A 24,872-nucleotide genomic window follows, 5' to 3' on the forward strand; every position below is an offset into this window, starting at 1 on the left:
GCCCCATCACTTTCCAGAAGAAAGTGATGGGGCCTTGCCGTAAATAGTGCAGGTAGTGATGGGGCGTGGTCAGGCGGTTTCGCGGCCCTGGTGGTCCACCGGGCATTCGGCCTCGACGGCGGCAGGGGCGGCGGTGGCGGGCTGTTCGACAGTGATGCCGTACAGGGCCTCCAGCGCAGCAACGTAGTCGTCCTGTTGGCCGTTCGCAGCGAGTTCGCGGGCGCGGACCGTGGGTACGTGCAGCAGCTGCTTGACCATGCGGCGGAGGGCGAACTCGACTTCCTCGGCGGCGGCGGTGCAGCCGTGGCGGGCACGGACCTTTTCCATCTCCGCGTCCAGGACGTTCATGGTGTGGCGCCGCAGGGCAACGATGGCTGAATCGACGGAGCGGGCTTCACGCTCCTGCTCGAAGGCCTTGGCGGCACCCTTCACGATGCCGCTGGCCTGGGCCAGCGATTCCGCCTGTTCCTGCGGCGCGGCCAGGCGGACTGATTCCAGGGTGAGCAGTTCCACGCCGTCCAGCTCGCCGACGGCGGGGTCGAAGTCGTGGGTGAGGGCAAGGTCGATGGCGATCAGGGGCTGCGGCGAATCGGCGCGCACCTGGGCGAGCTCGTCGGCTTCGACCCGGGTGTCCGACCCACTGCACCCGATCATGACGTCCGCAGCCGCCACTGCGGACCGCAGCGAGTCCACGTCCAGGGCGGTCCCGCCGCGCGAGGCGACAAATCCTTCGGCCCGGCCGGACGAGGAGTAAACGGAGATGTCCGTGCAGCCGCGTTCACGCAGCAGTGCCATGGTGGCCCCGGCGTAGGCGCCGGTCCCGAACAGCACAACCTTCTTGGTTGTCCAGTCCGGGTTTTCGGAAAGATCGGTGGCAAGGTCCAGTGCCACCGAGACGATGGACAGGCCGCGGGAACCGAGCGCCGTCTGCGCGCCAACATCCTTGGCTGTCTTGGAGGCGGCCTGGAAAAGCCGGATGAGGCCGGCGCTGGCAGTGCCGTCGTGCTGGGCGGTAATCAGTGCCCGCCGCACCTGGCCGGCGATTTCGCGTTCACCCACGACGGCGGAGTCCAGTCCCGCGCTGACGGCGAACAGGTGCTGGGTCACCTCGGGTCCGGTGCGTGTGCTGAAGGAACGTGAGACGAGGGGTTCGGCCAGTCCGCTGGCCTCGCTGATCCGGGCCACGAGTGCCGCCCGGGCTGCTTCGACGTCGTTGGGGTTGGCAGCTTCGCCGTAGATTTCGTAGCGGTTGCAGGTGGCCAGCACCACTGCCCCTGCCACGGCGGGGGATTCGGTGAGCGCGGATGCGGCAATCCCGGAGGAACCGTTGCTCAACTGAGCAACGGTTTCAAGGTCGATGTCGGCGTGTGTAGCCACCAATGAGAAAAGAACCACAGCAGACCAATCATAGCTTTTTCGTTGCCTGGTAGAACAACCCCCGGAAAGGATAACCGCCACATTCCACCGTGATCCGCGCCACCTCCCCCTGGCCCGCGTTGCCAGCGACAGGTTGTCGTTATCTTTTGCAGCTCTTTTTCGGCACAATCAAAAGCATGACTCCTAGCCCTGCCGTCTCCGCTGCCGGCGCCCTTGCCGCAGACCATCCACTGATGGACGGCCGCACAGCGGATTCACCGCTGATCACGGCCTACCGCGGAGGCAAGCCGTCCCGCCGTCCCGTCTGGTTCATGCGGCAGGCGGGCCGGTCGCTGCCGGAATACCTTAAGGTGCGCGAGGGCATCGCCATGCTGGACTCCTGCCTCCGGCCGGAGCTGGCCTCCGAAATCACGCTCCAGCCCGTACGCCGCCACGATGTGGACGCGGGCATCTTCTTCTCGGACATCGTCATCCCGCTGAAGCTCGCCGGCGTGGGCGTGGACATCGTTCCCGGGGTGGGCCCGGTCCTTGACATGCCGGTGCGTACGGCGGCCGACGTTGCCGCCCTGCCCCAGCTCACCTGGGAAGCCCTGGAACCCATCCGCGAAGCCGTCCGCCTGACCGTGGCCGAACTGGGCAAGACGCCGCTGATCGGGTTTGCCGGCGCACCGTTCACCCTGGCCGCCTACATGGTGGAAGGAAAACCCAGCCGTGACCACCTCGGCCCGCGGACCATGATGCATGCGGATCCGGAGACGTGGACCGCCCTGGCCAACTGGGCTGCCGATGCCTCGGGCATGTTCCTCCAGGCCCAGCTGGAGGCAGGCGCGTCCGCCGCCCAGCTCTTTGACTCCTGGGCGGGTTCGCTGGGACTGGCCGATTACACCAAGTACGTTGCACCGGCGTCGGCCCGCGCCCTGGACCATGTCCGCCACCTCGGGGCTCCGCTCATCCACTTCGGCACCGGCACCTCCGAACTTCTCGTTGCCATGCGCGACGTGGGTGTGGATGTGGTGGGCGTCGACTACCGGCTGCCGCTCGATGAGGCCAACCGCCGGCTGGGTGGAACCGTCCCGCTGCAGGGAAACATCGACCCCGCACTGCTGGCGGCTCCTTGGGACATCCTCGAGGCCCATGTCCGCGAGGTCATCGCCGCCGGCTCCGCCGCCCCCGGCCACGTCCTGAACCTGGGACACGGAGTGCCGCCCGAAACCGACCCGGACGTCCTGACCCGGGTGGTGGAGCTCATCCACTCCATCTCGCCGGAGTAGCCACATGGGCAGTTCTGCGGCGAGGCCCGGCACGGCACTGGTGGTGGGCGGAGGAATCTCCGGGCTGCTGTCCGCCCGGGAACTCGCCGCGGCCGGCCACGAGGTGACGGTCCTGGAGGCGGGCCCGGCGTGGGGCGGCTGCGTGGGCAGCCACACGGTAGCGGGCCTCACGCTGGACAGTGGCGCCGAGTCGTTCGCCACGCGGTCCGACGCCGTCGCGCGGCTGTGCGCAGAACTTGGCCTGGGCGCAAGGATCGTTCCGCCCCGCCCCGGAGGTGCGTGGGTGCAGCTTCCGGATGGTGCCCGCGAACTTCCCAGGACCGGCGTCCTGGGCATCCCCGCCAACCCCTGGGATCCTGAAGTCCGGCGCACCCTGGGTACCCTGGGCTCGCTGCGGGCCTCCCTGGACAGGCTGCTGCCCGCTTCCGTGGGCGCCGGTGCGGGCGTCACCAGCGTCTCCGCGCTGGTCAGGGCCCGGATGGGTTCGCGGGTGCTGGAGCGCCTGGTCTCGCCGGTGGTGGGCGGCGTCCACTCCGCAGATCCCGGGCTGCTCGACGTTGACATGGTGGCTCCAGGGCTGCGGGCAGGGTTGCGCCGGCACGGTTCCCTCGCTGCCGCGGTTTCGGCCCAGCGGCGCGGGGCCGGTGAGAATTCCGGGGCAGCCGGCGCCGGCACCCCACTCCAGCCCGGCCAAGCAGGAAAACCTGCCAAGGCCGGTTCCGCAGTCGCGGGCCTCGAAGGCGGCATGCACACCCTGGTGGATGCACTGGTGGAAGATCTCAGGCGACGGGGCGTCGCCCTGCTGGCGAACACCGCTGCCACCTCTGTATCCCGCACCCCTGAAGGCTGGCTGGTGGAGGCCGGCGGTGCAGCCTTCCGCACCGCCCTGCTGGTGGTGGCCGTGGATGGCCCGGCCGCCGTCGGACTGCTGGAACATGCCGTCCCGCTGATCGCAGGGAAGAAGCCTGCGTCCGGACCTGACGTCAAGCTGGTCACCGTGGTCCTGGACAAACCGGACCTTGACCGGCGGCCCCGGGGGACAGGAATCCTGGTGGCCCCGCAAACGCCGGGCATCGAGGCAAAGGCGCTGACGCATGCAACGGGAAAATGGGACTGGCTGGCGGCTGCTGCCGGCCAGGGACGCCACGTGGTGCGCCTTTCCTACGGCCGGGTGGACGGCGCTTCGGTGCACCAGCCTGCCGGACCGGATACCGATGACGAGCTCTTCGCAGCCGCCCTGCGGGACGCTTCCGCTCTCCTGGGCGTCCAGATCGCCGGCGGGGACGTGCGCGGATGGGACGTTGTCCGATGGCGCGGCTCGCTGCCGTTCGCAGCCGTGGGGCACCGCGCCCGGGCAGCAGAGATCCGCCAGGCCTGCACCGCCGCCGGTGGCCTGGCAATCGTGGGCGGCTGGGTGGCCGGAAACGGCCTCGCCGCCGTCGTTGCCGACACACGTGAGCAAATCGGCCAATTAACCGCCGCCTAGGCATCGGTGCTGGTCAGCCCGGCGCGTCGGGTTCTTGGCAGTATCCACCCGCACGCCCCGCGGCCCTTCCCGGTTTTCAATCGGCCATCCGTTCTGGTTAGGGTCGATGACTATGGTTCAACACAGGTCCGAGCTTTCCATGTCCCGGACCGGTATCCATGGGGGACTCCGACGCGGTACTGCAGCCGCTGCGTTCGGAGCGGTACTGGTTCTTTCCACCGGCGTGCAGGCGTCCTTGGCTGACGACGCGGTTCCCCCTCCCCAAGACTCCCCAGCGCAGGCGTCCCTGGCCGGAACGGCCGCCGACGGTTCAACTGCCACCCCTCGTGGCAAGGTTCCGGCCATCCCTGCCGTGCCGGGAGCATTGCTGCCGGCCGTGAAGGCTTCGCTCGCACCCGGTTCGACGACGGCGACGGCACAGGCCACAGCGCAGGCTTCGATGACGGGACTGCCGCTTCCGGACGTCCCGCTGCCCACAGTCTCCGGAACGCCTTTGGTGACCGGCGGCCCGACCACCTCGACTGCGGCGCCGGCCGGCGGAGCATCCTCCACGGCAACCCGACCAGGATCCGGCACCCAGCCGGGGCCCACCTCAGCCACCGCGCCAGGGGTTGCCCCCGCGGCCGGTACCTCCCCGGCGGGGGGCGCCCCGGCCCCGACGCCTCCCTTGCCTGGAACAGAAGCGGCAGGCCAGGCGTCCGGTTCACAGGATGCCGTAGCAGCCCCCGGCGGGGCGGCAGGTACCGCCACCGGTGGAGAGGCCGGTGGAGATGCGGCCGGCCCGGCCGCGAGTGGGGGAGCGGTTGCGCCTTCTCCCACCCTGCCCACGTCGCTGCCCACCGCGCTGTCCATCAATGCACGCCAGTCCCAGCCCACCCGGGTGCCGCAGGCTGCCGCTGCACCCGCGGGCCCGGGCCGCGCCGTTTCCTCCACCGGCCCCCTGCCGGACATGCCGGATGCCATGGTGTGGTTGGGCGCCGGACTGGTTGGCGTGGGTGCCGCCGCCGGGTTGGTCTTCCTGCGCATGCGCCGCCCCTGAGGATGCGGCGCCGGAAGCCCTCCACGGCAGGCAAACGTGACTTTGCTCACTTCTACGAGTTGTAGAACTCTTCGGTTTCGCCTTGGGGGCAGCGAAGGGGCAAACTTGTAACCATGAGCCACACTTCTGCCGAATCTGTCACTAAAACCGAAGAATCAGCCGAGCAGTTCTTTACCCTCTGGACGGTATTCAAGCGGTCGGAGTCAGTGGTCCGCAGCGCCGATGCCGCCGCCGACTTCGAAGCGCTGCTGGAGCGGCTCGCCGCGGCCGGCGTCACGCACCGGGGCAGCTACGACGTCTCGGCCATGCGCGCCGACGCCGACGTCATGGTGTGGCTCCACGGCCCCAAGCCCGAGGCGCTGCAGCAGGCCATCCGCGACATCCGCCGCAGCCCCCTCTTCGCGGGCACGGAGATCGTGTGGTCCGCCATGGGCGTCCACCGCGAGGCGGAGTTCGCCAAGAACCACACGCCCGCCTACTCGCGGGGCGTCGCTCCGGCCGAGTGGCTGTGCGTCTACCCGTTCGTGCGCTCCTACGAGTGGTACATCCTGCCGGAGGCCGAGCGCGGCAAGATGCTCCGCGACCACGGCCTGCTGGGCAGGGACTTCCCCCAGGTCATCTCCAACACCGTCTCCTCCTTCGCCCTGGGGGACTGGGAATGGATCCTCGGCCTGGAGGCACCCGAACTGGTGGACCTCGTGGACCTGATGCGCCACCTGCGCGCCACGGAGGCCCGCAACCATGTCCGCGAGGAAGTTCCGTTCTACACCGGACGCCGGATCACCGCCGAAGAAGTAGCAGAGGTGCTCGCATGAACCCGCTCGACCCCACAGTTGCCACCGCCGTGAACCCCGTCACCGAGGCCGGGCGCATGGTCCCCAAGAATTACGACGCCGTCCTGCTCGCCTCCTTCGGCGGTCCGGAAGGCCAGGAGGACGTCATCCCGTTCCTCCGCAACGTCACGCGCGGCCGGGGGATCCCGGACGAGCGGCTCGAGGAAGTCTCGCACCATTACCGCGCCAACGGCGGCGTGAGCCCCATCAACCAGCAGAACCGGGAACTCAAGGCAGCGCTGGAAGCCGAACTGGCTGCCCGCGGCATCGACCTGCCCGTGCTGTGGGGCAACCGGAACTGGGCGCCGTACATCCCCCAGACCCTGCAGGAAGCGTACGACGCCGGCCACCGCCGGGTGCTGATGCTCACCACGAGTGCCTACTCCTGCTACTCCAGCTGCCGCCAGTACCGCGAGGACATCGGCATGGCCCTGACGGAGACCGGCCTGGACGGCCGGCTGGAAGTGGACAAGGTCCGCCAGTACTTCGACCACCCCGGTTTCGTGGAGCCGTTCGTCGAGGGAACTGCCGCAGGACTGGCCGATGTGCGCGCCAAGCTTGCCGACGCCGGAAGCCCCGACGCGCCCGTCCACATCCTGTTTGCCACCCACTCCATCCCTACCCGGGATGCTGAGGCCGCGGGGCGGTCCGAGGGTGAGCCGCGTGAGTTCGAGGAAGGGTCCGCCTACGTGGCGCAGCACCTGGCCAACGCCGCGGCCGTCATCGGGCGGGTCCAGGATGAAACCGGCCTGACCGCACCGTGGTCCCTGGTGTACCAGTCCCGTTCGGGCGCCCCGCACGTGCCGTGGCTGGAACCGGACATCAATGACGCCATCGAGGAACTCGCCGGGCAGGGCGTCAAGGGCATCGTCATCGTCCCCCTGGGCTTTGTCAGCGACCACATGGAAGTTGTCTGGGACCTGGACACCGAGGCCATGGAAACGTGCGCAAACCTCGGCCTTGCGGCCACCCGCGTCCCCACCCCCGGTACCCACCGCACGTTCGTTAATGGACTTGTGGACCTCATCTGCGAGCGGACGGTGGCCAACAACATCAGCGACCGTCCCGCCCTGACGGATCTTGGCCCCTGGTACGACGTCTGCCGCCCGGGCTGCTGCGCCAACTTCCGCGGCGAAAAACCCACGATTGCAGGAGCCGACACCACCGTGGGCACGGGGCATGACCCTTATCCCTCGGGGGATGCCGGCGAGACGGCGCAGCCGTGACGGTCCGGATTGGAACCCGCGCCAGCAAACTGGCGCTCACCCAGACCCAGCAGACCGCGGACCAGCTCGCCGCCGTCGGGGGTTTCCCGGTGGAACTGGTGCACATCCGCACTGACGGTGACGTCCTCACCGGGTCGCTGTCCCAGATGGGCGGCACGGGCGTCTTTGTTGCGGCCCTGCGCGACGCGCTGCTGCGCAGTGAGTGCGACGTCGCCGTCCATTCGCTCAAGGACCTGCCCACCGGTGCGGCAGTAGGACTCAGCCTTGCCGCCACGCCGCGCCGGGTGGACGTCCGCGACGTCCTGTGCGCCCGCGACGGGTTCAAGCTGGCCGACCTGCCTGCCGGAGCCCGGGTCGGCACCGGGTCGCCCCGCCGCGCTGCACAGCTGCGGGCGGCCCGCGCCGACCTGGACATTGTCGACATCCGCGGCAACGTGGACACCCGCCTGGGCCGTGTTCCCGGCCTGCCAGGCAACTCCACTGACCAAGTGGTCCCCGGGAAATCCTGCGACCTGGACGCCGTGGTTCTTGCTGCCGCCGGCCTTGAGCGCATTGGCCGGCTGGACGCCGTCACCGAGTACCTCGAAACGGACGTGATGCTGCCCGCGGCCGGACAGGGATCACTGGCCATCGAATGCCGTACTGCCGACGCGCCGCCCAAACCGGGATCGGATGAAGGATCCCGTGAGGTCCTGGCCCAAGCCCTCGCTGCCCTGGACGACCCCGACACCCGCCTTGCCGTGACGGCAGAGCGCGCCCTGCTGGCCCGGCTCGAAGCAGGCTGTGCAGCCCCGGTAGGCGCCTATGCCTACCGGAAGGGCAGCATGCTGCACCTGGAAGCCGTGGTGTGCGCCGTCGACGGCACCGCAACGGTCCGGGACAAGCGCGCCACGGACGGACTCACGGAAGTCGGGGCCACCCTGCTGGGCATCGAACTGGCCGAAGCGCTGCTTGCCGCCGGAGCCGCCGACATCGCAGACCTGCAGGCGTCCTGACCCGGCGATGACGCAGCCTTCCCGCAGGTCCGGACCGCAGATTCCACCCAGCCAATCCCTGCTGGGCGGAGCCCGCGTCCTCGTCACGCGCAGCCCGGAGCGGTCCGGTGCCCTGGTGGAGGCCCTGGCCGGAGCCGGCGCGACGCCGGTGCTGCTGCCGCTCATCGACTTCGAACGGGCCCCGGACCAGCACGCGCTCGACGTCGCCTGCGACGCCCTGGCGGCAGGGGCCTTCGACTGGCTGGTGGTCAGCAGTGCCACGACCGTGCATGTCCTGATGGAAATGGCCGCCGAGCGTGGCCTTGGCCTGGGCCAGTTGGTCCCCTCCGGTACCCGGATCGCCGCGATCGGCCCCGCCACGCGGAGGCTGCTGTCGGCGGGCGGGCTGGATGCCGCCCTCACCCCCGCCGGCGAACAGTCGGCCGCCGGCCTCCTCGCGGTATGGCCCGGCGGCGGCAGGATCCTGCTGCCGCAGGCGGACATCGCAGCCGGCACACTGGCAGAGGGCCTCGCTGCCGCAGGCAGCGCCGTCACCGCCGTAACGGCCTACCGCACCGTCGACTATCCGGCGGCAGCCGACCGCAGGCTCGCCGTGCAGCCGGAAGACGGCGACGCCGGCCAGCACCCGCCGTCGTACTCCCTCCTGACGCCCGAAACGGCCGCCGCGGACATCGCCGAAGGGCGCATAGCGGCCGTGATCGCCGCCTCGCCGAGCGCCGTACGCCGTATTTCCGCCCTTGGTCCCCTGGGCGGCTGCCGGCTGGTGGTGATCGGCCGTTCGACGGCGGACCAGGCTGCTGCCCTGGGCCTGGACGTGGCTGCGGTGGCGGCTGAGCCCACACCGGACGGGCTGGTGGCGGCCGTCGCGAAGGCCCTCAACCCGCCCTGACCGCCCCGCCCCGGTATGCCCCCTCAAGCTTCAAGAACAACGCGAAGGACAGGACCCATGACTTTCCCCAACCAACGCCCCCGCCGCCTGCGCACCACCCCCGCCATGCGCCGGCTGACCGCCGAAACCCGCCTCTCGCCGGCGGAACTCATCCTTCCGGCCTTCATCCGCGAGGGACTGACCGAACCCAACCCCATCACTTCCATGCCGGGGGTGGTCCAGCACACCACCGACACGCTCAAGCGGGCCGCGGCGGAGGCCGTTGAGCTCGGCCTGGGCGGCATCATGCTCTTCGGCATCCCGGAAACCCGTGACGCCGAAGGCTCGGCATCACTCGACCCGGAGGGAGTGCTGAACAAGGCCATCCGGGACGTCCGCGCCGAAGTGGGCGATGACCTGGTGGTCATGAGCGATGTGTGCCTGGACGAATTCACCGACCACGGCCACTGCGGAGTCCTCGACGCCGACGGGTACGTGGACAACGACCGCACCGTGGAGATCTACGCCAGGATGGCCGTTGCACAGGCGGAGGCCGGCGCGCACATGCTGGGCCCCTCGGGCATGATGGACGGCCAGATCGCCGCCATCCGGTCGGCCCTGGATCAAGCCGGATATGCCAACACCTCCGTCATCGCCTACGCCGCCAAGTACGCCTCGGCGTTCTACGGGCCGTTCCGCGAAGCGGTGGACTCACAGCTCAAGGGCGACCGGCGGACCTACCAAATGGATGCCGGCAACCGCACCGAAGCCCTCCGCGAGGTTGAACTGGACCTCGCCGAGGGCGCGGACATCATCATGGTCAAACCGGCCATGAGCTACCTGGACATCGTGGCCGACGTTGCCGCGATGAGTCCCGTCCCGGTGTCCGCCTACCAGATTTCCGGTGAATACGCCATGATCGAGGCCGCCGCCGCCAACGGCTGGATCGACCGCCGCGCAGCCATCACCGAGTCCGTCCTGGGCATCCGGCGGGCCGGGGCCCACATGGTCCTCACGTACTGGGCCGCCGAACTGGCCGGCTGGCTGAAGGAAGCCCGGTGACAGCCGGGCAGGCCGCGGAACCCACCGCGCCGGTGGGGGAGGACCGCATCCTCCTCGGCCTGAACACCTTCGGTGACGTTGGCGAGGCTCCGGACGGCAGCCAGCAGCCGCACGCCCAGGTCCTGCGCCAACTGCTGGAACAGGCGGAACTTGCCGACGCCGTCGGGCTCCATGCCTTTGGCGTGGGTGAGCACCACCGCAAGGACTACGCGGTGTCAGCGCCGGAAGTCTTCCTGGCCGCCGCTGCCGCCCGCACAACCCGCATCCGGCTGGGCTCCGCCGTAACAGTCCTGAGCTCGGATGACCCCATCCGTGTCTTCCAGCGCTTTTCCACTGTGGACGCCATTTCGAACGGCCGCGCCGAAGTGATGCTGGGGCGCGGATCCTTCATCGAATCCTTCCCCCTGTTCGGCCTGGACCTGGCCGACTATGAGGTCCTGTTCGAAGAGAAACTCGAGTTGTTCGACAAGGTCCGCGCGCAAAAGCCCGTGCACTGGGAAGGCCGCACCCGGCCCGCGCTGCACGGCCTGAGCGTCTATCCGCCCCTGGAGCACCACCTGCTGCCCACGTGGATCGGGGTGGGCGGAACACCAGAATCGGTGCTGCGCTGCGCCCAGTACGGCTATCCCATCATCTTTGCCATCATCGGCGGCCAGCCGCGCGGCTTCCGGCCGCTTGCCGACCTCTACCGGGAGGCGATGGCCAAGTACGGGCACCCCATGCAGCAGATGGCCACGCACTCGCCCGGGCACGTGGCCGACACCGATGAGCAGGCCCGGGAAGAACTGTTCCCGCACTGGCTGAAGCTGCGCAACAAGCTCGGCGCCGAACGCGGATGGGGACCGGCCGGCCGGGGAGAGTTCGACGCCCTGTGCTCCGCGGAAGGCGCCCTCTACGTCGGATCGCCGGAAACGGTGGCCCAAAAAATCGTCCGGCTGAAGCGGAACCTGGGTGTGGACCGCTTCGACTTGAAATACAGCAACGGACCGCTGCCGCACGCGGCCATGATGCGTTCAATCGAACTGATGGGCACCGCGGTGGCGCCCCGGGTGGCAGAGCTGCTCGCCGGCTGACTGCGCTTCCGGCTAACTGAGAGAATAGAAACCATGACTTCCAGCAATCCTCGCAACGAGGCACTCTTCGACCGCGCCCGCCAGCTGATGCCGGGCGGAGTCAATTCGCCGGTCCGGGCCTTCGGCTCCGTCGGCGGGACGCCGCGCTTCATGGTCTCCGCCAAGGGGCCCTACCTGACCGACGCCGACGGCAAGGAATACGTGGACCTGGTCTGCTCCTGGGGCCCGGCGCTGCTGGGGCACGCCCACCCGGCCGTGCTGGATGCCGTCCACGCCGCCGTCGACCGCGGCCTCTCCTTCGGCGCTTCCACCCCGGACGAAGCGAACCTGGCCGAAATCGTGAAGGAGCGCGTCCCCGCCGTCGAGCGCCTCCGCATGGTCTCCACCGGCACCGAAGCCACCATGACGGCGGTCCGGCTGGCCCGCGGGTTCACCGGCCGCAACCTCATCATCAAGTTCGCCGGCTGCTACCACGGCCACCTCGATGGACTCCTGGCCGCTGCAGGCTCCGGCGTGGCAACCCTCGCCCTGCCCGGTTCCGCCGGCGTCACGGAAGCCACCGCCGCCGAAACCCTGGTGCTGCCCTACAACGACCTCCAGGCCGTCAAGGAAGCCTTCGCCACGCACGGATCCAATATCGCGGCCGTCATCACCGAAGCGGCGCCCGCCAACATGGGTGTGGTCACCCCCGCCGAAGGGTTCAATGCAGGGCTTTCCCGGATCACCCGCGAGCATGGCGCGCTGCTCATCGTCGACGAGGTCCTGACCGGTTTCCGCACCGGCTACTCCGGCTACTGGGGCCTCACCGGAGGCGCGCCGGATGCCGAGGACCCCTGGACTCCGGACCTGCTCACCTTCGGCAAGGTCATCGGCGGCGGAATGCCGACGGCGGCACTGGGCGGACGTGCCGACGTCATGGACTACCTGGCCCCCACCGGCCCGGTCTACCAGGCCGGAACGCTTTCCGGGAACCCGGTGGCCATGGCGGCAGGTGTGGCAACCCTGACGCACGCCACGCGGGACGTTTATTCCTTCATCGACGTCCGGTCCCTCGAACTGTCCTCCGCGCTGTCCAACGCCCTGGATGCCGCCGGGGTGGACCACTCCATCCAGTTCGCCGGCAACCTGTTCTCGGTGGCCTTCGGAACCTCGGCCCACGGCGTCCACAACTACGCCGACGCCCAGGCCCAGGAGGCGTTCCGCTACGCGCCGTTCTTCCACTCCATGCTGGAGTCCGGCGTGTACCTGCCGCCGTCGGTCTTCGAGGCCTGGTTCCTCTCCGCCGCGCACGACGATGATGCCATGAACCGGATCTACGACGCCCTTCCCGCGGCAGCCAGGGCCGCAGCCGCCGCCCAGGGGTAGGAACAGCGAAAAGGTGCGTCCCGGCGTCGTGAACCTGCCGCCGGGACGAAAAATCCCCGCCTTCCGGACAAATCCCACTGCATGCGAGGGGAAAGTCCGGGAAGCGGGGATTTTCTGTCTGTGCGTGCCTTCGGCCCTAGAGGACGTCCGAGAGGAAGCCCTTGAGCCGGTCCGTCTTCGGGTCGGTGAAGAGCTGCTCCGGCGGACCGGACTCCACAACAACACCGGCGTCCATGAACGTTACGGCGTCGGACACGTTGCGGGAGAAGCCCATTTCGTGGGTTACCACCACCATGGTCATGCCGCCCTTGGCGAGGTCCGCCATCAGCGACAGCACGCCCTTGACCAGCTCCGGGTCCAGGGCAGAGGTTGCCTCGTCGAAGAACATGACCTCCGGCTTCATGGCCAGCGCACGGGCGATGGCCACGCGCTGCTGCTGGCCGCCGGAGAGGTTGGCCGGGCGGGAATCGGCCTTATGCCTCAGGCCCACCAGGTCCAGCTGCTCCAGTGCCTCACTGCGCGCCTCCTCCTTGGAGAGCTTGCGCAGCTTCCGCAGGGCCAGTGAAACGTTTTCCTCCACCGTCTTGTGCGGGAACAGGTTGAACTGCTGGAACACCATGCCGATCCGGCGGCGCAGCTCGTCCGGGTTGTCCTTCAGGACTGACCGCCCGTCCAGCAGGATGTCCCCCTGGTCCGGTTCGATCAGGCGGTTCATGACGCGCAACAGCGTGGACTTGCCCGAACCCGACGGTCCAATGACGGACGCCGTGGTGCCCTGGGGAACGTGCAGGTCGATGCCCCGCAGGACGTGGTTGCTGCCGAAGGAAAGGTGGATGTTCTTGGCGCTCAGTGTTCCCGACGCAAATTCGCTCATGCCTGGGCTCCCTTTCCAACGACCGCTGCGGCCTCGTCCGGTTCTTTCTTTTCGGGCCTGCCGGTGCGCAGCCGGGCATCGATCCAGTTCACGAAGTGGGTCAGCGGGATGGTCAGCGCCAGGTAGAAGACGGCTGCCGCCACGTAGGGCGACAGGTTGCCGGTGGTGGCCGCCGCATCCTTGCCGATTTGGAAGATCTCGCGCTCACTTGCCAGCAGTCCCAGGAGGAAGACAAGGGATGATTCCTTGATCAGCGCAATGAACTGGTTGACCAGGGCCGGAAGCACCCGCCGGATGCCCTGGGGCACCACTACAAGGCGCATGGACGCACCGTAGCCGAACCCCAGGGCGCGGGAAGCCTCGAGTTGTCCCTTGTCGACGCTCTGGATGCCGGAGCGGAAGATCTCGCCGATGTAGGCGCCGGACATCAGCGAAAGCGCCGCGACAGCCATCGGGTAGGGGCTCGTGGAACCCGTGAATTCGCGGACGATCGGCCCGAATCCGAAGCCGATGACCAGGATGGTCAGGACCGGCGGGAGGCCGCGCAGGATGTCCGTGTAGATCCGCGCGACCCAGCGCGCTGCTGCGTTCCGGGAGATCCCCATCAGGGCGAGCAGCATCCCCAGGGCTGTCCCGATGATGCCCGAGATGATGGCCAGCACGAGGGTATTCGGCAGGCCGACGGCGAACATCTTGGGGATGACTTCGCCCATCGCCTTCCAGTCAAGGAAGGTGTCAGCGAGTTGCTTGAGGATATCCATGGAACGCCCTGGTTACTTGGCGGCCGGGATCTGGACGGCCTTGCTGCCCGGCTTCCAGCCCTGCGGGGTCTGTTCAGCGGCGGTGGGGCGGTCCTTGTACCACTCGGACGTCAGCTTGGCCCAGGTACCGTCCGCGATGACCGCGTCCAGGCCGGAGTTCAGGGCGTCGATCAGGGGCTGGTTGTCCTTGTTGACGGCGTAGGCGGTGAAGTTCTGGGTGTTCACAACCTTCTCGGCGATCTTGGTGTTGTCGCCTTCCTTGACCTGGCCGGTTGCCTGCTGGGAGGGTGCCACCCAGGCGTCGATCTGGCCGTTCTTCACGTTGCCGTACACGGTGTTGTAGTCCGGGAAACGGACAGGCTCCAGCTTGAGGGTGTTGGTGACGTAGTCGTCCTGGACGGTGCCCTGGACGACGCCGATCCGGACGCCTTCCTTGAGGTCGGCGAAGCCGTTGACCTTGGAGCCGTTCTTGGTCACCACAGCCATGTAGCCGAAGTCGTAGCCGTTGGTGAAGCCAACGGTCTTGCGGCGGGCGTCGGTGGTGGAGATCGAGGAGGATCCGACGTCGAACTGCTTGTTGGCCACCTGGGACAGCAGGGCCGAGAAGTCGGTGGAGGCGAACTCAACCTTGAGGCCCAGCTTGTCGGCAATGGCGCGCAGCAGCTCGTTGTCGTAGCCGGTGAACTTGCCCGAAGGGTCGATGAAGATGTTGGGCGGGGCGTCCGAGAGGGTTCCCACGCGCAGGGTGCCCTCGGTGATGAGGCCCAGCTTGGTCTTGTCGATCTTGTCCACCGGGGTGACGTTGGCGGTGGTGTACTTGTCCAGCGTCTGCTGGTCGCTGCCGGCGAGGGCATCGGTGGGGGTGCCGCTGGGCTGGGAAGACCCGCCGCCGCAGGCTGCGAGGGAAACCGCGAGGGCAAGTGCAACGGGAGCGGTAGTGAGCCACTTCATCGCTTTGATTTTCATCAGGTTGTCACTTTCATATGAGTCATAAGTCGACCGGGCCGCAAGGCAGCGCTGTGGCGCCTGGCACCTGCCCGGTGCTGGTCGAGCCGTCCGGGGCAGGGGTGACCGCAAAACTTTATTGTCTCACTAGCGTGAAGTGGGGGTCCTTGCCGAAGAAGCGCGAGCCCAATCTCGGTTCTGCCAAATGAAATTCCGCCCTTTATGAGGAAGTTGGAGCAGCTTGCGCGCGGTTACCCTCTTCCGGTGAAGGATGCAGGTGCAGGGACTCCGCGGTTTGTGAAGCAGCATGACTGTGACATGCCTCCCAGTTTGGAGTGGCGCGGCTGCGCCTAGAAGCCACCTGCCGTTGCATCCTGCGGCGGCAGCACCGGCCAGTCACCCTCGATCACGGCGGCCGGCTTTGTCTTTCGGAGGTACCCCTGGAAGTCGGCCGCCTGGCTGACCGCCCAGTCCACCTGCAGTTGGTGCAGCTGGCTTGCCGGCATCACCAGCTTGGGGAACTTGCCCGCCATCGCATCGAGGACCCGCAGGGTGGCAAGCGCATCCGCGGCCGAAGTGTGGGCATTGTCCAGGACCACGCCGTACTCCTCGCACAATGCGGTGAGCGTGCGCTTGCCCTTGCGGAACCGGTCAACCTGCTTGTTCATGATGTAGGGGTCAAGGACCGGGAAGCGGCTGAGCTGGGGAATCCCATAGCGGGCGGATTCAGCGGCAAGGACCGTGAAATCGTAGCTCGCGTTGAACGCGATCACCGGGATGGCGGAATCGAAGAGCTCCTGGAGCACCGCGGCGACTTCACGGGTGACCTCGTGCGCCGGGCGGCCGTCCCGCCTGGCCTGTTCGGTGGTGATGCCGTGGACGTCACTTGCCTCGGTGGGGATTTCCACGCCGGGATCAGCCAGCCACTCGTGTTCCTTGATGACCTGGCCTTGGTGGTCCACCACGGTGATTGATGCGGTGACGATTCTTGCCGCCCGCGAATTGCGGCCGGTGGTTTCCAGGTCGAAGGCTGCGCGGGGAAGGGTGTTCCAGGAACTCATGCTTCAACGCTAAAGGGACCCACTGACAAATCCGTGGAACGCCACTGGGGCTAGATTGGATCAATGCGGAATGAGTACGTCCAAGCGGTCCTTGCCGTCGTAAGGCTGGTACCGCCAGGGTCCGCAGTGTCGTACGGGGATGTGGCCGAGCTCCTGGGTTCGGGCGGACCGCGCCAGATCGGTTCCGTCATGAGCCACCATGGCGGCGGCGTTCCCTGGTGGCGCGTCCTGAAGGCCAGCGGCCACGCGCCCGAGGGGCATGAGGCCGAGGCCCTCCTCCTTTACCTTGAAGAGGGCACCGCGCTCCTTGGCGACTTCAGTTCGTACCTCCGGACCGGGGAGGGCCGGTGGCGGGTTGACCTGGCGGCCGCCCGCTGGGCACCCACGGAGAGTGATTTTGACAGTATCGACGCAATTGCCGGGCAACTTGAGCGCAGCCTCCACAGATTGTCGGTGGCTGATGATGGAATGATTTTGTGACCGTAACAATTCCTTTGACCGGCCCCTGGGACCCGCACCGGCAGGCGCCGGGGACAGGCCAGCCCCACACGGGGCAGGAGCAGGCTTTTCCCGACGCAGGGACCCCGGACAGCGGCAGTGGCCTGCCTGCTGTCCCTGCCCTCCGGTTGCTGCCCCCGCGACGGGTGCACGTGGAAGCCCTCCGGCTCACGCCGGACCAGCAGGCCGCAGTTGACGTGGCACAGGGTTCAGGGCCCGTCCTGGTCCCGGGCGCACCGGGCACGGGAAAAACCACCGTCCTGGTCGAGGCCGCCGTCCAGCGGGTCTTCCGTGACGGCGTCGACCCCGAGCGCATGCTGATTCTCGCGCCCACCCGCCTTGCTGCCGATTTCCTGCGCGACCGTTTTACCGCCCGGCTGGACAGGAGCCTCAGCACCACCCCCGCCAGGACGTGGGCCTCCTACGCCTTCGACCTGATCCGCCGTGCCAAGGCCGAGGGCGTCATCCCGCTTTCCAGGCCGCCACGGCTGCTGTCCGGCCCGGAACAGGACCTCATCATCAGGGAACTCCTCGAAGGCCACAGGCTTCCCGGCCTTGAACTGCCCTGGCCCGCCGATCTTGAGGGGGCACTGGAAACCCGCGGCTTCCGCCAGGAAGTGCGGCAGCTCTTTGACCGCATCATCGAATCCGGCCGCACGGCCGGGGACCTTGTCCGGTTGGCGGATGAATGCAACCGGCCCGATTGGAAAGCCGCAGCTGCGCTGTATGCCGAGTACCGCGACGTCCTTGACCTGCGGATGCCCGAGGCCTTCGATCCCGCCGGGATCATCACGGCCGCCCGGCAGATCTTCCAGGACGCCCCGGATTTCCTCGCCGCGGAACGTGCCCGGCTGCAGGTTGTCCTGGTGGACGATATCCAGGAAGCAAACCCCGCTATCTTTGAGCTGCTGGCAGATATCGCCGCCGGCAAGGACTGCTACGTGACATCGTCCCCGGACACGGTGGTCCAGGGTTTCCGGGGAGCCCGTCCCGACCTGGTGGCGGAGCTGCCCCGGCTGCTGTCAACCCGGACGCCTGTCCTGGAGCGCCCGCTGTGGCACGCCCACGGCCTGGCGCCCAGCCTGGCCGAGGCGTGGCAAAACGTCGCGGGCCGCATTTCGCAGCGCGCAGGCGGCCAGCTGGCACGGCGCCTTGAACCGCCGGTGTGGCCTGGACAGGCCGAAGACCCCGCGCGCCCCGGACCTGCCGTTCCCGGGAACGTCGAGGCCCATCTGGTCCCCACTCCGGTGCATGAGCTCCGGTATGTTGCACAGCGGATCCTGGACCAGCACATCAACCACAACCGCGATCTCGCGGATATTGCAGTCATCGTCCGCAACGGCGGCCAGGTCAGCGAGTTGCAGCGTTATCTCTCCGGGCAGGGCATTCCGGTGCGAGTGCCTGTGGCCGAATCGGCGGTCCGGGACGAAGTGGCTGTCCGGCCCCTGCTGGATGCTTTCGCCATTGCGTTGGATCCCAAGCTGCTGACACCCGAGGCCGCAGTGTCACTTCTCACCTCCCGCATCGGTGGTGCCACCTCCATCGAACTGCGCAGGCTCCGGCAATCGCTGCGGCGCGAGGAACTCCTGGGCGGCGGGGGCCGCGCCAGCGATGTGCTGCTGGTCGAGGCACTGCTTGAGCCCGGCGCGCTGGGTGCACTGGGTATCGAGGGCCGCGCCGCCCGCCGGACTGCCCGGATGATCCAGGCCGGGCGGGAAGCCGCCCACCTGCCCGGTGCCAACGCCGAGTCGGTGCTGTGGGCGCTCTGGAACTCCACGGGGCTCTCATCGGTGTGGACGGCCACCGCTTTGTCGGGCGGCCCGCACGGGGCCCGGGCTGACCGCGACCTGGACGCCATGATGGCGCTGTTCCACACAGCGGAGCGCTACGTGGACCAGATGCCCGGCGCGGGCCCCGAACAGTTCCTGGAGTACCTCCTGAACCAGGAGCTTCCCATGGACACCCTCGCCGCCCGCGCCCAGGTGGATGATGCCGTGGAGTTGATGACCCCCGCCAGTGCCGCCGGGCGGGAATGGCCCGTCGTGATAGTTGCGGGGCTGCAGGAGGGGGTGTGGCCCAACACAAGGCTCCGCGGTGAACTGCTCGGCAGCACGCTGTATGCGGATGCCGTGGAACATGGTCCGGAGTATGCCCTCCAGCGGGACCCCTTGAGCCGCCTCCGGGACATCCGCTACGACGAACTCCGGAGTTTCTCCACGGCGGTGTCCAGGGCACGGGAGCTGCTGGTTTGTACCGCAGTCTCGTCGGAGGACTGCCAGCCGTCATCCTTCCTGGACTTCGTTGCGCCCCTGGGCGCGGGGGAGGAGGGGCGGGCGTTCACCCAGGTGGAACGGCCCATGACGCTGCGTGCTCTGGTCGCCGAGCTCCGGCAACATGCCCAGCTGGAGGGGACAGCCCAGGCAGCAGAAGCCGCGAGGGTTCTGGCACATCTCGCTGCGCAGGACCCTGCCGTGGCCGGAGCGCACCCGGACAGCTGGTGGGGACTTGCCCCTTTGACCTCCTCGGAGGCGGTGGTCCCGCCCGGCGGGACGGTGTCCGTTTCCCCCTCAAAGGTGGAGACCGTCCAAAAGTCGCCGTTGGACTGGTTCGTCCAGGCAGCCGGCGGGGAAGCAGCAACGGACTTCGCCCGGAGCCTGGGCACCCTGGTGCACGCGATCGCGCAGGACATGCCGGACGCGTCCGGATCAGAGTACGTTGCTGAACTCGTGCGGCGCTGGCCTGCGCTGGGCATGAAGGACAACTGGGAGGGAAAGCTGGACTTCCAGCGTGCTGAAGCCATGGTGCGCAAGCTTGCGCAGTACGTGCTTTCGATGAGGAGCGAAAACCGCAGCCTGCTGGGCGTGGAAAAGGACTTTGAAGTGGCCCTTGGCCAGGTGGCAGTGGACGATGCTCCGCCGCGTGAAGCGGTGCTCCGCGGCCAGGTGGACCGTTTGGAGATCGACGCCGAAGGGCGGCTGGTGGTGGTGGACCTCAAGACCGGGAAGCGGCAGCCAGGCAAGGACGATCTGTCCCGCCACCCACAGCTCGGCGCATACCAGGCGGCAGTACTGGCGGGCGGTTTCGATGCCGGCGCTGACGGGGACCGCCCCAGGTCCGGCGGGGCCGTGCTGGCACAGCTGGGGACTGGAGCCATCAATCCAGCCATCCAGCAGCAGGAACCACTCGACCCGCAGGAGAACTGGGCATTGGACATGGTGGAGGAGGCGGCCGCCGTGATGGCCGGCAAGGAGTTCGTTGCACGGCATGACCCTGCCAAGGGCAGCCATGGCGGCCATGGCTGCCGGCTCCCTGAGGTGTGCCCCCTGTGCGCGCGCGGAAGGCAGGTGACCGAATGAGCGGGGTGCCGGCAGCCGCGGAAGCCGCTCCGGCGGTGCGCTTCAGCCCCGAAGAACTGTCTGCGCTGCTCGGAGAAAGAAATACCCCAACGCCTGAGCAATCAGCGATCATCTCCTCGCCGCTTGCTCCGCGGCTGGTCATCGCGGGAGCCGGATCGGGAAAAACCGCCACCATGGCCGACCGGGTGGTCTGGCTCGTGGCCAACGGGTGGGTCACCCCTGAGGAGGTCCTGGGCGTGACCTTCACCCGGAAGGCGGCCGGCGAACTTGCCAGCCGGATCCGGTCAAAGCTCCTGGCCCTGCAGCGTCTTGCGGCGAAGGAGGCCGGGAAAGGCGTCTTTCCGGAGGCCCTGGGCAGCAGTGACGCCCTTGAGCCCAAAGTGTCCACCTACCATTCGTTCGCCAGCGGCATCGTCTCCGACTACGGGCTGCGGCTCGGGGTGGAGCGGGACGTGGTTCTGCTGGGCGGCGCGCAGGCCTGGCAGCTGGCCAGTGAGGTGGTTGAGGCCTACGACGGCGAATACGCCCACTTCCGGGCCGCCAAGTCCACATTGGTGAAGGCCGTCATTCAGCTGGCGGGGGAATGCGCGGAACACCTTCAGGAGCCTGAGGACGTCGAAGCGTGGCTCATGGCCCGCCTTTCGGAGTTTGATTCACTGCCCTACGTGGCCGGAAAGAAAAGGAACCCGCCCAAGGCGGCACTGGACCTGGGTGGAATGGTGCGGACCAGGGCAAGCGTCGCTGACATGGTGGGCCGCTACGCCGCAGCCAAACGGGCCCGCGGCGCACTCGATTTCGGCGACCTGGTGGCCCTCGCCGCCAAGGTGGCGCAGGAGGTCCCGCTGGCTGCCCAGATGGAGCGCCAGCGGTACAAAGTGGTCCTGCTCGACGAGTTCCAGGACACCTCATACGCGCAGTTGGTGCTGTTTTCCCGTCTGTTCGGCGGCGGCCACGCCGTGACAGCGGTCGGGGACCCCAACCAGTCAATCTATGGTTTCCGTGGCGCTTCCGCGGGCCAGTTGTTCCACTTCGTCCGCGAATTTCCCGTCCGGACCAGCGCACCGGACGAGGCACCGGGCTGGGCGCCTGCCCCCACCTCATACCTCACAACGGCCTGGCGGAACGGCCGGTCGATCCTGGCCGCAGCAAACGTCATGTCGCAATCCCTCGGCCGGTCAGCGGCCCACAAGGGACCTGCCGGGGACAGGGCAGCAGCTGCGGACGTGCCCCCGCTGCAGCCGAGCCCCCATGCCGTGGACGGAACGGTGGTGCTGGGCCGTTTCGCCAGCGACGTGGAGGAAGCTGCAGCCCTGGCTGACGATGTCCTGAAATACCGGGTGACAGACTTCGAACTGAAACCTGACGGTGTGCCCGAGCCGCCGGCCCTCGCCGTGCTGTGCCGCAGGCGCGCCCAGATGGAAACCGTCCGGCGGCAGTTCGAGGCCCGGGGGATCCCTTACGAAATCGTCGGTCTTGGCGGACTCCTGGACACCCCGGAGGTTGTTGACCTGGTGGCCACCCTCCGCGTGCTTGCCGATCCGGGGCGGTCTGATGCCCTGATGCGGCTGCTCGCGGGTGCCCGATGGCGGATAGGTCCTGCCGACCTCATGGCCCTGCGCGATTGGTCGAGCCAGCTGGCAAGGAGGCGGGGGCGGGCTGCGCAGGAGTTCGACGCCGACACCCGGGACGGTGACAGCGATGAAGCAGGCGTCCCCGTCCTCGAGGGTGACCTTACCGACGGCGCCAGCCTGGTGGAGGCCCTGGACTTCCTGCCGCGTGACGGGTGGACGTCGCAGAATGGCCGCATCCTCAGCGCTGCGGCCCGCAGCAGGCTGGCCCGGCTGTCTGCCGAGTTGCGGCAACTGCGCGGATACCTCGGCGATGACCTCACCACGCTCCTGGGCGAGGTGGAGAGGGCCATGCTGCTGGACATCGAAGTGGCAGCGCGCCCGGGGATCAGCATCCACCAGGCCCGCCGCAACCTCGATGCGTTCCAGGATGCCGCCGCCGGGTTCCTGCGCACCTCCCAGAGAGTGGATATCCTCGCTTTCCTGTCCTGGCTGGAGGCTGCTTCAGCGGAAGAAAACGGGTTGGAAGCGCCTGCCAGTGACGTGAACCGGGAGGCCGTGCAGCTGTTGACGGTCCACGCTTCCAAGGGCCTGGAATGGGATGTTGTGTTTGTCCCCGGGATGAATGCCGGCGCCTTCCCCAGCGACAGGGACTCCCGCTGGAGCAGCGGTTCCGCCGCGCTGCCCTGGCCGCTGCGCGGGGACCGGGCCGACCTTCCGCAGTGGGACCTCGACCAACCGGACCAGAAAGGCTGGCTGGACGCGGAGAAGGACTACAAGGCCGGGGTGCAGGCCCACGGCGAATCGGAGGAACGGCGGCTGGCGTACGTCGCCTACACCAGGGCCAAGCATGTTCTGTGGGTGTCCAGTGCCGCCTGGGTGGGCTCACGGGCGGGGCGGGCGGAGATGTCTCCATTCCTTGCGGAGCTGGAAGTCCTGGCGCAACCGGCTGACGGCGCGGGAAGTCGGGAGGCTGTGGTCCACCCGCTGTCGCTGGAGGAGGCAGCGCTGCCCCTGCAGAGTCCGTTGACACTGGAAACAGAAGAAGCAACCTGGCCGTACGACCCCCTTGAAGGGCCCGTGGACCCACGCAGCGGTGAGCGCCTTCGGTTGGCCCGCGGGCGAAGGACGGCCATGGAGTCGGCGGCCCAACGGGTGCTCGGCATCCTGTCCACCGGCGGGGGAGCGCTGGTGCCCGCGGAGCGGTCCGGGCCGCAGCCCGGCCTGACGGGAGCAGCGGCCGGCTGGGCACGCGAAGCCGCGTTGCTGCTGGAGCGCAGGGCCAGAAGATCCAGTGGGCAGGATGTGCACCTGCCTACCCACATCTCTGCTTCCACCCTGGTTGACCTCGGGGATGACCCTGAGGCGGTGCTGGGGCGCCTGCGCCGGCCGGTGCCCCGGGAACCAGGCATGTCGGCCCGGAAGGGCACCGCTTTCCATGCTTGGGTGGAGGAATATTTTGGCAGGGCCGGAATGCTTGACCTCGGCGAAGCGCCCGGTTCGGACGACCATATCGATGCTGCCTACGATTTGGATGAGATGGTGGCTACGTTCAAGGCTTCCCCTTGGGCTGAGCGGAACCCGGCCTTCGTCGAGGTCCCGGTGGAAACCAGGGTTGGGGAGGTTGTGGTGCGGGGCCGGGTGGACGCCGTATTCCGTGACGCCGATGGCCGCTGGGACCTGGTGGACTGGAAAACCGGCCGCCGGCCGTCCCCGGAGCAGCTGAAGACCCGTTCGATCCAGTTGGCGGTGTACCGGCTGGCGTGGGCACGCCTGAAGGATGTTCCCCTGGAGGACGTGCGGGCTGCATTCTTCTACGTGGCTGACAACGCTGTGGTGCGGCCGCACGATTTGGGGTCGGCCGACGAGCTGGAAGAAATCGTTGCCGCTGCGCTTAGCCGGCCTTGAGTGGGACTGCCACGTAACCAGGCCTGGCCAGGCTCAGCCCTGTTTGACGTTAATGACCGAGATGGCGGCGGTGGATGTATCGTCCGGACCCTTGGTTCCGGGGGTTTCGGCGCCCGTGGCCTCCGCGGAACCGGCTGCAGTGGGCTGCTCCGCCGGGATGGGGGCAACGTGCACTGCAGGTTGGATGGAGACTGCCGGCTCCGCTGGCGTAGTGGACCCGGCGGGGACCGGAACCACCGTAACGGCGGGAGTGACGGCGGAACTGCCGCTCCCGGAAGCCGCGCCTGTTCCGGATCCGGTGGCGGCTGCGGGAACGGATGCGCCTGCAGCGTCCGGGCTGCCCTTGACCGGAAGCGGCTCCACGCTGATCGGCTGGCCGCCGTACTCGGCGATGTCGCTGGCCAGGCTCTCCAGCATGTCTTCCGCCTCGGTGACCATGTCCTGGTCACCGGTGGCGAGGCCCTTGACCAGGTACTGAGCCAGGGCGAATTCGGCGGACAGGGCGGCCCGGCGCAGGAGGTGCTGGTCCGGCACGTCGCGTCGGCTGGATGTGTACGCCTTCAGCACGGCGTCAATGAAGTCCTGTTCATTGGAAGCCACCAGCCAGGCGAAGTCATCGGCCGGGTCCCCGATGCGCAGGTCGGTCCAACCCGTTACTGCGGTCACCCTGCTCGCCTCCACCAGCAGGTTGTCCTCATGCAGGTCGCCGTGGACCACGCAGGGGTTGAACCGCCACAGGGACACATCCTCCATGGCGTGTTCCCAGCGGCGCAGCAGTGCGGCCGGGATCTTGCCGGTGGTGGCTGCCTGGTCCAGTTCGTTCAGCCGCCGCTGGCGGAACTCGTTGGGGGTGTAGCTGGGCAGGTCGGCGTTGCTGACCAGTGAGCGGGGCAGATCGTGGACCGCGGCCAAGGCGGAGCCGATCTCCCGGGCCAGGCCGGCAGGCCCCGACGTCAGCTCCTCGACGCTGCGTGTGGTGCCGGACAGGTGCGAGTATACGAAGGTGGTCAGCGTTCCCAGCCGGACGCTGCCGGCCACCGTCGGCATCAGGAACGGCAGTTCGGCGCGCACGGCGGGAGCAAAAGCCCGGAGTACCAGGAATTCCGTTTCCAGCCGCGCGCTGGCTTCCGCGTGGCGCGGCGACCGGACCCGCCAGCGCTTTCCTTCGGAATCGAGGAGCAGGGCCGAATCGAAGTCCGCGGGGTCATCCGGCGCGGAGCTAACGGCCGTCGGGGTCAGTCCGGGGACTGCCGCGGTTGCTATTGCCGCCAGTTCAATCGGTTTTCTTCTCACCGTTCCACGGTAG

Annotated in this window: 19 protein-coding genes; 13 read left to right on the forward strand and 6 right to left on the reverse strand. The window is 68.1% G+C overall.

The window, feature by feature from the left end:
- Positions 1-69: 69 nt before the first annotated feature.
- The gene (locus AC3ANU_RS09120; protein WP_144599983.1) at positions 70-1,395 is read right to left on the reverse strand and encodes a glutamyl-tRNA reductase; all 1,326 of its coding nucleotides are present in this window, start codon (positions 1,393-1,395) and stop codon (positions 70-72) included.
- Positions 1,396-1,553: 158 nt separating this feature from the next.
- Here AC3ANU_RS09120 and hemE point away from each other — a divergent pair, with 158 nt between their 5' ends.
- The 10 genes from hemE (at position 1,554) to hemL (ending at position 12,595) form a co-directional block, all read left to right on the forward strand.
- Positions 1,554-2,648, forward strand: coding sequence for a uroporphyrinogen decarboxylase (hemE, locus tag AC3ANU_RS09125; protein ID WP_043424792.1), 1,095 nt, complete (start codon positions 1,554-1,556; stop codon positions 2,646-2,648).
- A gap of 4 nt (positions 2,649-2,652) precedes the next feature.
- Positions 2,653-4,134, forward strand: a complete 1,482-nt coding sequence (gene hemG / locus AC3ANU_RS09130) for a protoporphyrinogen oxidase (RefSeq protein ID WP_268003337.1) — start codon at positions 2,653-2,655, stop codon at positions 4,132-4,134.
- A 139-nt stretch (positions 4,135-4,273) separates the two neighbouring features.
- Positions 4,274-5,173, forward strand: a complete 900-nt coding sequence (locus AC3ANU_RS09135) for a hypothetical protein (protein WP_488315862.1) — start codon at positions 4,274-4,276, stop codon at positions 5,171-5,173.
- A 113-nt stretch (positions 5,174-5,286) separates the two neighbouring features.
- The gene (gene hemQ, locus AC3ANU_RS09140) at positions 5,287-5,988 is read left to right on the forward strand and encodes a hydrogen peroxide-dependent heme synthase (RefSeq protein ID WP_018768566.1); all 702 of its coding nucleotides are present in this window, start codon (positions 5,287-5,289) and stop codon (positions 5,986-5,988) included.
- Positions 5,985-7,232, forward strand: a complete 1,248-nt coding sequence (locus AC3ANU_RS09145) for a ferrochelatase (protein WP_268003335.1) — start codon at positions 5,985-5,987, stop codon at positions 7,230-7,232. Before hemQ ends, AC3ANU_RS09145 begins: the two co-directional genes overlap by 4 nt.
- Positions 7,229-8,227: a hydroxymethylbilane synthase gene (gene hemC, locus AC3ANU_RS09150; RefSeq protein ID WP_018768564.1), complete on the forward strand. Its 999-nt coding sequence runs from the start codon at positions 7,229-7,231 to the stop codon at positions 8,225-8,227. Before AC3ANU_RS09145 ends, hemC begins: the two co-directional genes overlap by 4 nt.
- Before the next feature lie 7 nt (positions 8,228-8,234).
- Positions 8,235-9,116 (forward strand): uroporphyrinogen-III synthase, encoded by an 882-nt coding sequence (locus tag AC3ANU_RS09155; protein ID WP_268003333.1) that lies wholly within the window; start codon positions 8,235-8,237, stop codon positions 9,114-9,116.
- Positions 9,117-9,173: 57 nt separating this feature from the next.
- Positions 9,174-10,157 carry a porphobilinogen synthase gene (gene hemB / locus AC3ANU_RS09160; RefSeq protein ID WP_018768562.1) on the forward strand — a complete coding sequence of 328 codons (984 nt, stop codon included), beginning with the start codon at positions 9,174-9,176 and terminating at the stop codon, positions 10,155-10,157.
- The gene (locus AC3ANU_RS09165) at positions 10,154-11,230 is read left to right on the forward strand and encodes an LLM class flavin-dependent oxidoreductase (RefSeq protein WP_018768561.1); all 1,077 of its coding nucleotides are present in this window, start codon (positions 10,154-10,156) and stop codon (positions 11,228-11,230) included. The genes hemB and AC3ANU_RS09165 overlap by 4 nt, the downstream gene beginning before the upstream one ends.
- A 33-nt stretch (positions 11,231-11,263) precedes the next feature.
- The gene (gene hemL, locus AC3ANU_RS09170) at positions 11,264-12,595 is read left to right on the forward strand and encodes a glutamate-1-semialdehyde 2,1-aminomutase (RefSeq protein ID WP_018768560.1); all 1,332 of its coding nucleotides are present in this window, start codon (positions 11,264-11,266) and stop codon (positions 12,593-12,595) included.
- A 136-nt stretch (positions 12,596-12,731) separates the two neighbouring features.
- On the opposite strand, the gene AC3ANU_RS09175 is transcribed toward hemL, so the two are convergent.
- The 4 genes from AC3ANU_RS09175 to AC3ANU_RS09190 all read right to left on the reverse strand — a co-directional run bounded on the left by AC3ANU_RS09175 (position 12,732) and on the right by AC3ANU_RS09190 (position 16,236).
- Positions 12,732-13,469, reverse strand: coding sequence for an amino acid ABC transporter ATP-binding protein (locus AC3ANU_RS09175; protein ID WP_018768559.1), 738 nt, complete (start codon positions 13,467-13,469; stop codon positions 12,732-12,734).
- Entirely contained in the window at positions 13,466-14,230 is a 765-nt protein-coding gene (locus AC3ANU_RS09180; protein WP_018768558.1) for an amino acid ABC transporter permease, read from the reverse strand. The genes AC3ANU_RS09175 and AC3ANU_RS09180 overlap by 4 nt, the downstream gene beginning before the upstream one ends.
- Positions 14,231-14,242: 12 nt before the next feature.
- Positions 14,243-15,196 carry an ABC transporter substrate-binding protein gene (locus tag AC3ANU_RS09185; RefSeq protein WP_018768557.1) on the reverse strand — a complete coding sequence of 318 codons (954 nt, stop codon included), beginning with the start codon at positions 15,194-15,196 and terminating at the stop codon, positions 14,243-14,245.
- Positions 15,197-15,525: 329 nt separating this feature from the next.
- Positions 15,526-16,236, reverse strand: a complete 711-nt coding sequence (locus tag AC3ANU_RS09190) for a 3'-5' exonuclease (protein WP_018768556.1) — start codon at positions 16,234-16,236, stop codon at positions 15,526-15,528.
- Between the two features lie 63 nt (positions 16,237-16,299).
- On the opposite strand from AC3ANU_RS09190, the gene AC3ANU_RS09195 reads away from it, so the two are divergent.
- From AC3ANU_RS09195 to AC3ANU_RS09205, 3 genes are all read left to right on the forward strand, one after another.
- Positions 16,300-16,716, forward strand: a complete 417-nt coding sequence (locus AC3ANU_RS09195; RefSeq protein ID WP_018768555.1) for an MGMT family protein — start codon at positions 16,300-16,302, stop codon at positions 16,714-16,716.
- Between the two features lie 122 nt (positions 16,717-16,838).
- On the forward strand, positions 16,839-20,090 hold the full coding sequence (locus AC3ANU_RS09200; RefSeq protein WP_488315960.1) for an ATP-dependent helicase: 3,252 nt from the start codon (positions 16,839-16,841) through the stop codon (positions 20,088-20,090).
- Positions 20,087-23,566: an ATP-dependent helicase gene (locus tag AC3ANU_RS09205; RefSeq protein ID WP_488315863.1), complete on the forward strand. Its 3,480-nt coding sequence runs from the start codon at positions 20,087-20,089 to the stop codon at positions 23,564-23,566. Before AC3ANU_RS09200 ends, AC3ANU_RS09205 begins: the two co-directional genes overlap by 4 nt.
- A gap of 33 nt (positions 23,567-23,599) precedes the next feature.
- On the opposite strand, the gene AC3ANU_RS09210 is transcribed toward AC3ANU_RS09205, so the two are convergent.
- Entirely contained in the window at positions 23,600-24,859 is a 1,260-nt protein-coding gene (locus tag AC3ANU_RS09210; protein ID WP_488315864.1) for a macrolide 2'-phosphotransferase, read from the reverse strand.
- Positions 24,860-24,872: the final 13 nt, after the last annotated feature.

The sequence above is a fragment of the Arthrobacter sp. SDR-2R genome, assembly GCF_057747955.1.

Bases quoted from the DNA above. Each gene is read 5' to 3' on its own strand.
- AC3ANU_RS09195 (WP_018768555.1), top strand. From the start codon at position 16,300: ATGCGGAATGAGTACGTCCAAGCGGTCCTTGCCGTCGTAAGGCTGGTA.
- AC3ANU_RS09175 (WP_018768559.1), bottom strand. From the start codon at position 13,469: ATGAGCGAATTTGCGTCGGGAACACTGAGCGCCAAGAACATCCACCTT.
- AC3ANU_RS09135 (WP_488315862.1), top strand. From the start codon at position 4,274: ATGTCCCGGACCGGTATCCATGGGGGACTCCGACGCGGTACTGCAGCC.
- hemQ (WP_018768566.1), top strand. From the start codon at position 5,287: ATGAGCCACACTTCTGCCGAATCTGTCACTAAAACCGAAGAATCAGCC.
- AC3ANU_RS09180 (WP_018768558.1), bottom strand. From the start codon at position 14,230: ATGGATATCCTCAAGCAACTCGCTGACACCTTCCTTGACTGGAAGGCG.
- AC3ANU_RS09205 (WP_488315863.1), top strand. From the start codon at position 20,087: ATGAGCGGGGTGCCGGCAGCCGCGGAAGCCGCTCCGGCGGTGCGCTTC.
- hemE (WP_043424792.1), top strand. From the start codon at position 1,554: ATGACTCCTAGCCCTGCCGTCTCCGCTGCCGGCGCCCTTGCCGCAGAC.
- AC3ANU_RS09190 (WP_018768556.1), bottom strand. From the start codon at position 16,236: ATGAGTTCCTGGAACACCCTTCCCCGCGCAGCCTTCGACCTGGAAACC.
- AC3ANU_RS09155 (WP_268003333.1), top strand. From the start codon at position 8,235: ATGACGCAGCCTTCCCGCAGGTCCGGACCGCAGATTCCACCCAGCCAA.
- hemG (WP_268003337.1), top strand. From the start codon at position 2,653: ATGGGCAGTTCTGCGGCGAGGCCCGGCACGGCACTGGTGGTGGGCGGA.
- hemL (WP_018768560.1), top strand. From the start codon at position 11,264: ATGACTTCCAGCAATCCTCGCAACGAGGCACTCTTCGACCGCGCCCGC.
- hemB (WP_018768562.1), top strand. From the start codon at position 9,174: ATGACTTTCCCCAACCAACGCCCCCGCCGCCTGCGCACCACCCCCGCC.
- AC3ANU_RS09185 (WP_018768557.1), bottom strand. From the start codon at position 15,196: ATGAAAATCAAAGCGATGAAGTGGCTCACTACCGCTCCCGTTGCACTT.
- AC3ANU_RS09145 (WP_268003335.1), top strand. From the start codon at position 5,985: ATGAACCCGCTCGACCCCACAGTTGCCACCGCCGTGAACCCCGTCACC.